The sequence below is a fragment of the Ligilactobacillus aviarius genome, assembly GCF_001654615.1.
Taxonomy (GTDB): domain Bacteria; phylum Bacillota; class Bacilli; order Lactobacillales; family Lactobacillaceae; genus Ligilactobacillus; species Ligilactobacillus aviarius_B.
Genome location: NZ_LWUD01000019.1, coordinates 1 through 11939, shown reverse-complemented (window position 1 = coordinate 11939; position 11939 = coordinate 1). Strand labels below are relative to the sequence as shown.

Annotated in this window: 7 protein-coding genes, 20 tRNA genes, 1 rRNA gene and 1 other annotated feature; of the genes, 1 reads left to right on the top strand and 27 read right to left on the bottom strand. The window is 40.6% G+C overall.

All coding sequences use genetic code 11. From position 1 onward, the window contains the following. Positions 1 to 138 precede the first annotated feature (138 nt). Together A3O17_RS04270 and A3O17_RS04265 are read right to left on the bottom strand one after the other, a co-directional pair. Positions 139 to 618: an HXXEE domain-containing protein gene (locus A3O17_RS04270; protein WP_064208078.1), complete on the bottom strand. Its 480-nt coding sequence runs from the start codon at positions 616 to 618 to the stop codon at positions 139 to 141. A 1-nt stretch (position 619) separates the two neighbouring features. Next, complete coding sequence (locus A3O17_RS04265) at positions 620 to 2359, bottom strand: MFS transporter (RefSeq protein WP_064208077.1); 1740 nt, start codon at positions 2357 to 2359, stop codon at positions 620 to 622. Between the two features lie 181 nt (positions 2360 to 2540). Here A3O17_RS04265 and A3O17_RS04260 point away from each other — a divergent pair, with 181 nt between their 5' ends. After that, positions 2541 to 3089, top strand: coding sequence for a TetR/AcrR family transcriptional regulator (locus tag A3O17_RS04260; RefSeq protein ID WP_064208076.1), 549 nt, complete (start codon positions 2541 to 2543; stop codon positions 3087 to 3089). A 359-nt stretch (positions 3090 to 3448) separates the two neighbouring features. Here A3O17_RS04260 and A3O17_RS04255 read toward each other — a convergent pair. The 25 genes from A3O17_RS04255 to rrf all read right to left on the bottom strand — a co-directional run bounded on the left by A3O17_RS04255 (position 3449) and on the right by rrf (position 11904). After that, a tRNA-Leu gene (locus A3O17_RS04255) sits at positions 3449 to 3532 on the bottom strand. 46 nt (positions 3533 to 3578) lie between these two features. After that, positions 3579 to 3866, bottom strand: coding sequence for a hypothetical protein (locus tag A3O17_RS04250; protein ID WP_057827846.1), 288 nt, complete (start codon positions 3864 to 3866; stop codon positions 3579 to 3581). A gap of 16 nt (positions 3867 to 3882) precedes the next feature. Further along, positions 3883 to 4635 carry an alpha/beta hydrolase family protein gene (locus A3O17_RS04245; protein ID WP_064208075.1) on the bottom strand — a complete coding sequence of 251 codons (753 nt, stop codon included), beginning with the start codon at positions 4633 to 4635 and terminating at the stop codon, positions 3883 to 3885. Between the two features lie 81 nt (positions 4636 to 4716). Next, on the bottom strand, positions 4717 to 7128 hold the full coding sequence (gene leuS, locus A3O17_RS04240) for a leucine--tRNA ligase (RefSeq protein WP_064208074.1): 2412 nt from the start codon (positions 7126 to 7128) through the stop codon (positions 4717 to 4719). 62 nt (positions 7129 to 7190) lie between these two features. After that, positions 7191 to 7392 (bottom strand) — a binding site (T-box leader). 43 nt (positions 7393 to 7435) lie between these two features. Then, a complete protein-coding gene (locus A3O17_RS04235) occupies positions 7436 to 9868 on the bottom strand; it encodes a LysM peptidoglycan-binding domain-containing protein (RefSeq protein ID WP_064208073.1) in 2433 nt (810 codons plus the stop codon). 194 nt (positions 9869 to 10062) lie between these two features. Next, positions 10063 to 10137: transfer RNA gene (locus A3O17_RS04230), tRNA-Asp, on the bottom strand. A gap of 3 nt (positions 10138 to 10140) precedes the next feature. Then, a tRNA-Met gene (locus A3O17_RS04225) sits at positions 10141 to 10214 on the bottom strand. A 25-nt stretch (positions 10215 to 10239) separates the two neighbouring features. Then, positions 10240 to 10311 (bottom strand) — tRNA-Glu (locus A3O17_RS04220). Between the two features lie 11 nt (positions 10312 to 10322). Then, positions 10323 to 10410, bottom strand: a tRNA-Ser gene (locus A3O17_RS04215). A 3-nt stretch (positions 10411 to 10413) separates the two neighbouring features. After that, a tRNA-Ile gene (locus A3O17_RS04210) sits at positions 10414 to 10488 on the bottom strand. Positions 10489 to 10518: 30 nt separating this feature from the next. Next, positions 10519 to 10589 (bottom strand) — tRNA-Gly (locus A3O17_RS04205). Positions 10590 to 10600: 11 nt separating this feature from the next. Then, positions 10601 to 10673: transfer RNA gene (locus A3O17_RS04200), tRNA-Phe, on the bottom strand. A 6-nt stretch (positions 10674 to 10679) separates the two neighbouring features. Beyond that, a tRNA-Asp gene (locus A3O17_RS04195) sits at positions 10680 to 10754 on the bottom strand. Between the two features lie 4 nt (positions 10755 to 10758). Further along, positions 10759 to 10832, bottom strand: a tRNA-Met gene (locus A3O17_RS04190). 9 nt (positions 10833 to 10841) lie between these two features. Further along, positions 10842 to 10933, bottom strand: a tRNA-Ser gene (locus tag A3O17_RS04185). 16 nt (positions 10934 to 10949) lie between these two features. Next, positions 10950 to 11023 (bottom strand) — tRNA-Ile (locus A3O17_RS04180). A gap of 16 nt (positions 11024 to 11039) precedes the next feature. Continuing rightward, positions 11040 to 11113: transfer RNA gene (locus A3O17_RS04175), tRNA-Met, on the bottom strand. 30 nt (positions 11114 to 11143) lie between these two features. Next, positions 11144 to 11217, bottom strand: a tRNA-Pro gene (locus tag A3O17_RS04170). Positions 11218 to 11221: 4 nt separating this feature from the next. Continuing rightward, a tRNA-Arg gene (locus tag A3O17_RS04165) sits at positions 11222 to 11295 on the bottom strand. Between the two features lie 8 nt (positions 11296 to 11303). Beyond that, positions 11304 to 11389, bottom strand: a tRNA-Leu gene (locus A3O17_RS04160). 12 nt (positions 11390 to 11401) lie between these two features. Beyond that, positions 11402 to 11473 (bottom strand) — tRNA-Gly (locus tag A3O17_RS04155). A 4-nt stretch (positions 11474 to 11477) separates the two neighbouring features. Beyond that, positions 11478 to 11550, bottom strand: a tRNA-Thr gene (locus A3O17_RS04150). A gap of 78 nt (positions 11551 to 11628) precedes the next feature. Next, a tRNA-Lys gene (locus A3O17_RS04145) sits at positions 11629 to 11701 on the bottom strand. Positions 11702 to 11704: 3 nt separating this feature from the next. Further along, positions 11705 to 11777 (bottom strand) — tRNA-Val (locus A3O17_RS04140). Between the two features lie 10 nt (positions 11778 to 11787). Continuing rightward, a 5S ribosomal RNA gene (gene rrf / locus A3O17_RS04135) occupies positions 11788 to 11904 on the bottom strand. Between the last annotated feature and the right edge of the window lie 35 nt (positions 11905 to 11939).

The window sequence follows — 11939 nt, the reverse complement described above, 5'->3', positions numbered from 1 at the left end:
TAATACCATTACGCTTAATTAATTATTAAGTAAGAACGGACGACCTAAGGAGGAAGGATACTTCAGAAATCATTCTGGTTCGGACTACCAACCGAAACTGTGTTTTTATCTTACTAAAACTAGTATATCAAAAATCTTTTAAAAAAATTTTGAACACCAAAATGCAAAAAGGATATTTACAATGATTAAAACTGTACCAATCAGTCCATCAATTATCATTTTGACGAATGCTACTCCCCGAAACAACTTAAAAATTAATATTCCAACAATTATCCCTGTTATAACAGCAGAAATTACTAATGGAATATATCTTTTAATATACATGCACTGCACAACATGCATAATACAATGCAAAACATACCCAATCATTATTCCTAAAAAAAGCCATTTTCCTCTGCCCCAAAAGGCACAAAGTGAAATGAGAATACAGCCGATAAACTCTTCCATAACAATTAGAGTAAATTGTTTTGAAGACAGATTAGCCACAGCAACTAACATCCTTTTAATAAAGTTGGGAACTTGAAGTGAAGAAACATTTCTTTTTAACCATGGATGTCCCCAAATAATTTCTTCAAAATCATGAAGCATAAATAAAATTGGAAAAATCAAATACTCCATTTTAACTTTCTTCTCTCTTACCTTTTTTCAAAATCAACACTATCAAACATGAAAGCAATGCTATCGGAGCTAATTGGGCATATACCTTAATAAACGCCCTTTTCAACTCTGACTTCGCCTTTTCTTTTACGTTTGAAATAATTCGTCTAATTGTTGAATTGATCTGTTGTACTTGTTGGTTAAATTTCGAAGCAACTTTCACGTAAGTTTCGTGATAAACTGCTTGTTTTATTTTATCTGGAATTTTGTTTTCAGCAAGTCCTTTCTTTTGGAAAATAGCTTGAACCGTTTGATTCGTAACTCGTTCAACTTGACTCTGCGGAACTTTAATTGGAGTGAATTTCACCGTCACTTTTGAATCAGTACTATTTTGAGCATTTTCAATTTTTTGATCTAATTTTCGTTTCAATTTATTCTTAACTTGCTGGTTTAAGCCACTATCAGCAATTTGCTGATTTCCATAACTTTGAATCGTCTGCTTTGCGTTTGATACATTTCCATTCAGCAATGTCATACAAATTGCAATTGCCATTACTAACCCTACCTGCCGTAAAACATTCATTACACTTTGCGACGATGTTAACTTTTGACCTTTAAAATCCGCTGCTGAAATCACGGTCGTTGGTCCGGCAACAATTCCATATCCGCATCCCAATAAAATTGAACCAATCATCAGGCGGTGATATAAATTAACCTGTAATTTACTCAAAAAACAATAACTGACAAAGATCAAAATAAATCCAATCAAAATCATTAAGCGGTTGTTGATCTTCTTTACTAATAATGACGCAATGATAACTGCTAAAAACACCGTGATTGAATACGGTAAAATTCGAATTGCCGCTTGAAGTTCTGTCAATCCCTTAAATTTAACAAGAAATGTCGGAATTAAGATTACAAATCCCCCTAAGAAGAAACTGCTAATTGCTAATGCCAATGAAGCCCCGTCAAAATTCCGACTTTTGAACAATGATAAGTCAATCATTGGTTTGGTACTTTTCATTTCGATAATAATAAATCCCACTCCGCAAATTACCGATAGCCCAAATAACGAGATAATTGCAGGTGAATCCCAATGCCATTGTCTTCCTTGAACTAATCCTAGGGTTAATCCAAGCATCATCCCGATACTCAAAATCGCACCTAAAAAATCAATTTTTACATTTTTAAGTTTCTTTTCATGTTTCAAATTCATACAAAACGGAATTAAAAGAATCAATCCGATCAAGAATGGAACATTGATGAAAAATACACCGCGCCATCCAAAGTATTTTGAAATCAAGCCGCCAGTAACCGGGCCAACCGCTGCTGCAAATCCCTGACAACCTCCAACCAGAGAAACAATTTTATTTCGATCCTGTTGCGCAACGATTTCCATTCCAATAATCGTTCCCAGCGGAAGAATAAAGGTTGCACCTAAACTTTGAATGATCCGACTTCCATATAGAAAACCAAGACTCGGTGCGCATCCACTTCCAATTGATCCAATTAAAAATAAAATTAATCCATATAGCAAATACCGGTTTTTACCGTAAATTTCTGCAATTCGGGCTGCGAGCAATGTAACCGAAGCAAAAATAATTGCATATAAATTTACAGCCCATGAAACTTGATCCAAACTTGCATTTAATCCACTTTGAATTTTGGGAATAACAATTGTCATAATTGTTGTATCTAGCATACAAAGAAAATTTGAAATGCAAAGGATAACCAAAACTAAGCGATTCTTTCCTTTTACCATAATTGATCTCCTTACTAGAACAATAATTTAACAAATTGTAACGTTACACTTTGTGCTATGTGGTACACTTGTACCATAAGCTAATTTAAGATTAAGCCGTTCTTCCATCGAAGTAAATACCGCTAGCGAAATCTTAACTAAGAGGACATTTTGGGTTAATTGTTAGACTAAGGAGTTTATTATGTCACGTCGAATTGCAGAACAAACAAAAGAATGGATCATTGAAGCCTTTATTGACTTGTTGAAAACTAAATCATTCGAAGAAATTAAAACAACTGAAATTTGTAAAAAAGCTCAAGTCTCACGAAATACGTTCTACCGTAAGTTCAATTCCAAAAATGATATTGTCGAAAAGATTGCTGATAATTTGATTGCAAATTACATCTCACAAATTCAAAGCAAATCACCTGAGAAGTTTCAAGACTTAATTACCATTGTCTTTCAATTTGGAAAGGATAACTTTGAAATTCTTAAGACCTTATCTGACAATAATCTGCTTTCAATTGTCCTAAAAAAGCTTAATTCACTTGGGCCAAAACTGTACCAATCAGTCGAACTCCCCTGGCATACTTTTAACGCCGACGATTCAATTAAAATTATGATGAATTTTTTTATTGGCGGTTTTTGGAATATCTTAACTGACTGGATCAGTAATCCTTCAAAATACTCAATTGACGAATTAGCTGAAAAAACAACCGCTGCCCTTGAAAATGTAATAATGTTTATCTGATTTTCCCTTGTACATCAACCTAATTTATTCTAAAATTTAGATAACAATTAAAAGAAAGAGGCATTCGATATGGCTGAAAAGTTGACTAAGGAAGAACTTGAAGCATTAGAAGCTGTTTTAATGCACGACAAAAAGTTATACCAAAAAATTGTTGAATTGAATAAATAATTTTGAAACAGGTTGTGATGAGCAGCCTGTTTTTACTTAAGTGACACACACTTCTGACACCCACACCTTTCAACGTGTGTCAATCGTGTGTCAATGTTTACAAATTATCTTCAATTTAGAATTTATAAAAAATAAAAACGCCTATCTCAAGGCGTTTTTATTAGTCCAAACAATCGATATGAATTAAAAAATGCCACTGGCAGGAGTCGAACCTGTACTGGGAAAACCCAACAGCGACCTGAACGCTGCGCGTCTGCCAATTCCGCCACAGTGGCAACAACAAGGTTTATTGTACACTAAACCCCGTCTAAGATTCAAGAGTTATTTTTTCTTATGCAACAAACTAACTGCCGTTCCGTAGCCGTGAAGAACAATATACTTTGGTCCAACGGATACCCGGACAACTTGTGGTTCAAAGCGAACGTTGATGATTCCGTCAGCATTTTTAGCAACTGCCTTTTCAATTAGTTTCATTTCAACTTGTTCATATAAGTCGTCAAAATCATCAACCCGTTCAAGTTCGTCGGCATGCAGTTCTTCCTTGACCGTTGCGTTTACAATTCCGTGAATTGCGTATCCTTGATTTAATCCACCTGTTGATAAAAACATTCTTAATATTCCTTCCTTACTTGATAAACTCACTTACAATGTTCAAAACTTTTTGGCGGCTCTCGCCATCAAGCAAATGACTGGCACCTTCAATCAAATGCAATGTACTATTGGAATAGCCATCATCATATTTGATCGAGGCATGCTGATCAACCACTTGATCAGCCGTTCCATGGATAAGGCATACTGGTCCGTGATATTCAGCCGCCGTTTCATAAATCGGCAATGTCTGGGCGACCCGTAAATAAAAGCCGCCTAAATCATAATGATCTTTTAAATGCTGCTTATCTGGAATATGCTGCGGATCATAAATTAATCCCTGGGTGTGACCGGCAAGTGCATCCGTCTTTAGCGTCGCAGCCGGGGCCATCAAAACTAATTTATCAATATATTCATGATAATAGCCGGCAAGCATACTTGCGACCACTCCGCCCTGCGAATGGCCTAGCAAGAAGATATGTTCAACTTGCGGCATTTGACGAACATAATCCAAAATTGCCCGGCCGTCGCTGACTTCATTCATCACCGTCATGTCAGTGAAACTTCCATCACTTTGACCATGGCCATTAAAATCAAATCGGACCGATGCAATTCCCATTTTCTTTAACATCTGGGCTAGCTGATAATGTAAATTTCCGGGATTATCGCGGCCGCAATTTCCAGTAAAGCCGTGCATCAAAATCGCCATATCATACTTATCTTTACCTTCAGGGATTTCCAAGACTCCCCGAAGCGTTAATCCATCACGTTGAACTTGCACATTTGTCATCGATGCCATCTCCTTCCTTTTTATTGTACATGAATTGCCCCTAAAGAAAAAGAAGCTGCTAATAAGCAGCCTCTTTCATCTTTAATTTGCAACAATGTTGACTAACTTGCCAGGAACAACGATTACTTTCCGTACCGTCTTTCCTTCAAGTTCTGCCTTGATCTTTTCATCATTCATTGCTAATTCTTGGATTTCATCCTTTGATGCATCCTTTGACACAACTAAATGTTGCCGTTTCTTCCCGTTAACTTGAATTACAATTTCAACGTTCTTTTCAACTAACTTGCTTTCGTCGTATGTTGGCCATTCTGCATAGGTGATCGTTCCAACATGTCCAAGCTTTGTCCATAATTCTTCGGCAATGTGCGGCATTACCGGTGCAATCAGTTTCACAAAGCCTTCCATGTATTCAAGCGGAAGAATGTCAGCCTTGTAGCATTCGTTAACAAAGACCATCAATTGTGAAATTGCGGTATTGAAGTGCAAATCTTCAAAGTCTTCCGTAACCTTCTTGACGGTTTGGTTGTAGATCTTATCCAACTTGCCATCATTAGCCGTTGATACCCGATCACGCAACTTATCATCTTCATCGATCAATAAGTTCCAAATCCGGTTAACGAACTTGTAAGCCCCGTTTAAGCCGTCTTCAGTCCACGGCTTTGAAGCTTCCAACGGACCCATAAACATTTCGTAAACCCGTAATGTATCAGCCCCGTATTTTTCAACGATGTCATCAGGATTAATAACGTTGCCCTTTGACTTCGACATCTTTTCATGGTTTTCACCCAGAATCATTCCTTGGTTAACTAACCGTTGGAATGGTTCCTTCGTTGGAACAACGCCTAAGTCATAAAGGAATTTGTGCCAGAACCGGGCATACAATAAGTGAAGAACCGCGTGTTCAGCTCCACCAATGTAAAGGTCGACCGGCATCCATTCTTTCAGTTTATTGTAATCGGCTAAGGCTTCCTTGTTATGCGGATCAACATAACGCAAGAAGTACCATGAACTTCCAGCCCATTGCGGCATTGTGTTTGTTTCGCGCCGGCCTTTCCGTCCATTTTCATCAACTACGTTTACCCAGTCATCAAGGTTGGCTAACGGGCTTTCACCTGTTCCTGACGGCTTAATATTATCCGTCTTTGGAAGTTCCAATGGTAATTGGTCTTCCGGAACAAGCGTTGTTTCGCCATCTTCCCAGTGAATAACTGGAATTGGTTCACCCCAGTAACGCTGCCGTGAGAATAACCAGTCACGCAACCGGTAGTTGACCTTCTTGTGACCAACGCCGTGTTCTTCCAACCAGTCAAACATCTTATTGATGGCTTCTTGCTTATCCATTCCATCCAAGAAACCAGAGTTGATGTGTTTGCCTTCGCCTGTATAGGCTTCCTTTTCAATGTCGCCGCCTTCGATGACCGGCTTGATTGGCAAATCAAATTTCTTGGCAAATTCATAATCCCGATCATCATGAGCTGGAACAACCATGATTGCCCCTGTTCCGTATGATGACAAAACATAATCAGCGATCCAAATTTGGATTTTTTCGCCGTTTACCGGATTGATTGCGTAGCTGCCGGTAAATACCCCGGTCTTCGTTTTCGCAAGGTCTGTCCGTTCCAGATCTGACTTGTGTGAAACTTCTTCGATATACTTGTCAACGGCATCCTTTTGATCAGCGGTTGTTAACTTCTTAACCAAATCATGTTCAGGAGCTAAAACAAGAACTGAAACGCCGTAAATCGTGTCTGGACGCGTTGTGAAGACTTCAATTTGTTGATCCTGACCATCAACCTTAAAGTTCACTGCGGCTCCCACTGAGCGCCCGATCCAGTTGCGTTGTTGTTCCTTGATTGCTTCTGGCCAGTCTAAGTCATCTAAATCATCGATCAACCGGTCAGCGTAAGCAGTGATCTTCAACATCCACTGTTTCATTGGCTTCCGCACAACCGGGAATCCGCCCCGCTTAGTCTTCCCATCAACGATTTCTTCGTTTGCGACAACCGTTCCTAAATCTGGTGACCAGTTAACCGGAACTTCCGCTTCGTATGCTAAGCCTTTCTTGTAAAGTTGTTCAAAGATCCATTGAGTCCACTTGTAATATGACGGATCACTTGTATTAACTTCCCGGTCCCAATCATATGAAAGTCCAAGTGACTTGATTTGACGGCGGAAGTTGTTAATATTCTTTTGCGTAAATTCTCGTGGAGAATGTCCAGTCTTTAATGCATATTGTTCAGCTGGTAAACCAAACGCATCCCACCCCATTGGATGAAGAACATTATATCCTTGCATCCGCTTCATTCGTGAAAGAATATCCGTTGCAGTGTATCCTTCTGGGTGACCAACGTGCAATCCTTGACCTGATGGATAAGGGAACATATCCATTGCGTAATACTTTTTCTTATTCGGATCTTCCGTTGTCTTGAACGTTTTATGTTCGTCCCAGTAACGTTGCCATTTCTTTTCAATCTTCTTGTGATCGTATGCCATCGTTTTGCTCCTTCATTTCAAAATTTAATTTAACGTAAAAAGCCCTATCCAAGCTTTCACTTGAATAGGACGAATTGATCGCGGTACCACCTATCTTCCGATTTAATCGGCTCTCAATAAGATAACGGCTTACCACCGCTTCAACCTACTTAATTCAGTCAAAGACTCAAAGGCGAGTTCGATAATGCCTAGCTGAACATTTTCACCGCCATGTCCTCTCTGAAAACCAAGCTATCATCTACTATTCCTTATCTGCGTTAAATGTTAAGGTAATTTTATCATATCACCGGCTGCATTTCAATTCAGATTACCGGAGTTTCAACTGTTGTCCTGCATAAATCAAATCTGAACTTAAATTGTTCAGTGCTTTTAATTGGTTCACGGTCGTCCCGTTTGCAGACGCAATCTGCCACAATGAGTCGCCAGACTTGACTGTATACGTTGCTGAAGCCATTGAAGTTGTTGAAGTTGCCTTGGCAGAAGAAACATTCAACGTTTGGCCAACATAAATCGTATCGTTACTCAAATCATTCTTCTGTTTCAACTGAGCAACCGTCATATCATTGGCGTTCGCAATTGACCACAACGTATCGCCCGCTTTTACCGTATACGTTCCATTGGTCGATGACGATGATTGTGCAGAAGCGCTTGATTGGCTGTGTGAGCTCGTTGAAGCTGCCTGACCAAGTGATAATATCTGACCGACATAAATCGTGTCAGAATTCAAATGATTATTCTGTTTCAACGCATTTACCGTTGTGTCATGGTCATTTGCAATTCCCCACAAAGTATCACCGGCTTTAACCGTATACGTCCCTGCATTTTGGCTGGACTGGTTCGTTTGTGAATTTGAATTTGATTGGCTTGCTTGCGAATTTGATTGTCCTTCCTTGATCCGCAATTGTTGGCCAACGTAAATCGTATTGGTCGTCAAGTTGTTCATCTGTTTCAAATGACTAACCGTCAAATCATTTCCCATCGCAATTTTCCACAGTGAATCGCCCGCCTTAACCGTATAGAAATCACTTGAATTTGATTGACTTGGTTGGGATTCTTGTTGAGTCGTTGATTGTTGCTTTAATTTCAAAACTTGACCAACATAGATCGTATCTGACGTTAAATCATTAATTTGTTTCAAATTATTGACCGTTGTGTCATGTGTATTCGCAATTCCCCATAAAGTATCACCTGCTTGCACAGTGTAGGTATCAGCTGTTGTTTGTGGCGTTTGATTTGACGTTGAATTTGATTGTTGCTTCAATTTCAAAACTTGACCAACGTAGATCGTATCTGATGTTAAATCGTTAATTTGTTTCAAATTATTGACCGTCGTATCATGCGTATTCGCGATTCCCCATAAAGTGTCACCTGATTGGACAGTGTAGGTATCAGCTGTTGTTTGCGGTGCTTGATTTGACGTCGAATTTGATTGTTGCTTCAACTTCAAAACTTGACCAACGTAAATTACATTTGAAGATAAGTTATTAATTTGCTTCAAATTGTTGACCGTTGTCCCGTATGTTTGGGAAATTCCCCACAATGAATCCCCGGCTTTTACCGTGTATGTGTCTGGGATCTGATTTCCATTTCCAGCTGAAATTTGACTTTCATGTTGATTGCTATTTGCCGCATTTGAATTTTGCTGGTTTTGATTCGTTGATGAAGTTCCTGTATATACATCATACCGGGTCAGCCCATAATCACTGATCATCCGGTCAAGTGAATTTACATAATTGGGATCAGTTGCGTAAGAACCATATACCCCGTACTTCAAGTTAGCCGCCGCAATTTGCGGAGTAGCAGCATTGGCCCGGGTTGAATTTGGAAAATTATTTTTGATCAACTGAGCGTAACCAGTTAAAGAATCATAATAACTGTTATAACTTTGAAACTTCGCGTTAATCGTATGCCATTGACCGCCATAATACTCCTGAGTCGGCATCGTAACATAGTTCCCTGTTCCATTCCACTTAACTCCAAATAAATTATGGCCTTGAGTACTTAAAGCACTATTTCCCCAGCCGCTTTCTAACGCTGCCTGCGCAATCATTACAGAAGCATAGATTCCATTTTCTTGGGCAACTTGCTGTGCGACTGGTCCAATCGTATTCAAAAATGATTGAACGTTTCCCGGATATGATGAAATTTCGGCAGCCCATTGTTTTTGCAAATCCTGTTCAGATGGTCCTGTTTGAACAGCTAAGTTTTGTTTTTCAGGTTTAACTGATGATTGTGAACTTGATGATTCGCTCTTTGAACTTGAAGAACTTGCTGTTGATGAACCTTCAACCATTTTATTTTGTTCATGGGTTTGTAAAGAAGATGAATCTGCCACGGAAGACGTACTCGAACTTTTAATGTTTGAACTGCTTTGACTTGAGCTCTCATTTTGAGATGAAGTATTTTTCTCTACATTTAAGTTCGAACTTGAACTTGACGAATAGACGACTTCCTGGGTAACCCGTGACCCTGCTGCAACCGATGATGATTGAACTGAACTTGAGGTTGCTGATTGTGAACTTGACTGGGTAACCTTACTTGTGCTCGACGACGTTTCATTTGTCTTATTTACATGAACGGTTGTATCCGCTTGAACTTTATTCTTATTCCCCATTAACAATCCAACAGTCCCAACCATTAATGAGGTTCCTAAAGCGGTTGTTGCCTTCTTAACTTTTTGAATTTTTTTCAAATGATGTAATTCTCTTCGACTTGTAATTCGATCTTTTCTCTTCTTCATTTTCATACCTCAAACTAAAATTTATATTTTACTTTATATCGTAAAATACTTATAAAATCAAAGGAAAATCATCATCTGAAATAAATCTTATACAATTCATTAACTCTCCCCTTTTGATAATTGGTTTCAGTCTGAGGTTGAAAATTTAGAGTACAAAAAAGCATCGCCGAAGCGATGCGTAATTATAAGTCACACGGTTCGTACGGGACTCGAACCCGTGATCTCCTGCGTGACAGGCAGGCGTCCTAAACCAACTAGACCAACGAACCATATTGCGGGAGCAGGATTTGAACCTACGACCTTCGGGTTATGAGCCCGACGAGCTACCAGACTGCTCCATCCCGCGATAAGGAATATGTATAAGAAAGAAATGACCCGTACGGGATTTGAACCCATGTTACCGCCGTGAAAGGGCGGTGTCTTAACCACTTGACCAACGGGTCATATTGGCTTACGGAGAAGGGGGGATTCGAACCCCCGCGCCGTGTTACCGACCTACGCCCTTAGCAAGGGTGCCTCTTCAGCCACTTGAGTACTTCTCCAAATGGATCTGAATGGACTCGAACCATCGACCTCACGCTTATCAGGCGTGCGCTCTAAACCAGCTGAGCTACAGATCCATTCAATATAACAAGTTATTCAACTTATTAAGCGGGTAACGAGAATCGAACTCGCGACAACAGCTTGGAAGGCTGTGGTTTTACCACTAAACTATACCCGCATTAGGGATAATGGCGCGGGACAGAATCGAACTGCCGACACAAGGAGCTTCAATCCTTTGCTCTACCGACTGAGCTACCGAGCCATCAAACGGTTCGTACGGGACTCGAACCCGTGATCTCCTGCGTGACAGGCAGGCGTCCTAAACCAACTAGACCAACGAACCATAATTGCGGGAGCAGGATTTGAACCTACGACCTTCGGGTTATGAGCCCGACGAGCTACCAGACTGCTCCATCCCGCGATTATAATAAGGAGGATGGGAGATTCGAACTCCCGCGCCGAGTTGCCCCGACCTGACGGTTTTCAAGACCGTTCCCTTCAGCCAGACTTGGGTAATCCTCCATGATATTTAATTAAGTGGACCTTGTAGGACTCGAACCTACGACCGGACGGTTATGAGCCGTCTGCTCTAACCAACTGAGCTAAAGGTCCAAGTTCTTAGATCCAATCGCGGCAGGGGGGATCGAACCCTCGACCTCTCGGGTATGAACCGAACGCTCTAGCCAGCTGAGCTACACCGCGATGAAATATTAATTGAGAAAAACTCATTTATCGGGAAAACAGGATTCGAACCTGCGACCCCTTGGTCCCAAACCAAGTGCTCTACCAAACTGAGCTATTTCCCGATAATGCACCCAGTAGGAGTCGAACCTACAACCTTCTGATTCGTAGTCAGACACTCTATCCAGTTGCGCTATGGGTGCATATTCAATGCCGAGGACCGGAATCGAACCGGTACGGTGATCACTCACCGCAGGATTTTAAGTCCTGTGCGTCTGCCAGTTCCGCCACCCCGGCATAATTGACAAAAGCGGAAGACGGGATTCGAACCCGCGACCCCCACCATGGCAAGGTGATGTTCTACCACTGAACTACTTCCGCATAATGCTGACTAGAGGATTCGAACCTCCGACCCTCTGTTTACAAGACAGATGCTCTACCAACTGAGCTAAGTCAGCATCATGATGTCCTCAAGACGACTATTTAATCTTACAAGATTAACAATCGAATGTCAAGAACTTTTTTTTAATTCTTGATGAGTCGCGAGGGGCTCGAACCCTCGACCCTTGGATTAAAAGTCCAATGCTCTACCAACTGAGCTAGCGACTCAAATGGAGGATACAGGGCTCGAACCTGTGACCCCCTGCTTGTAAGGCAGATGCTCTCCCAACTGAGCTAATCCTCCATATTAACAAGCACGGCAACTTCCTACCCTCGCAGGAGGCGTTCCTCCAACTACTATCGGCGTTTTGAAGCTTAACTTCTGTGTTCGGAATGGAAACAGGTGTATCCTTCAAGCCATCATCACCGCACTTATTTTATTCAAGAGAACCTTTTTCCCTCCAAA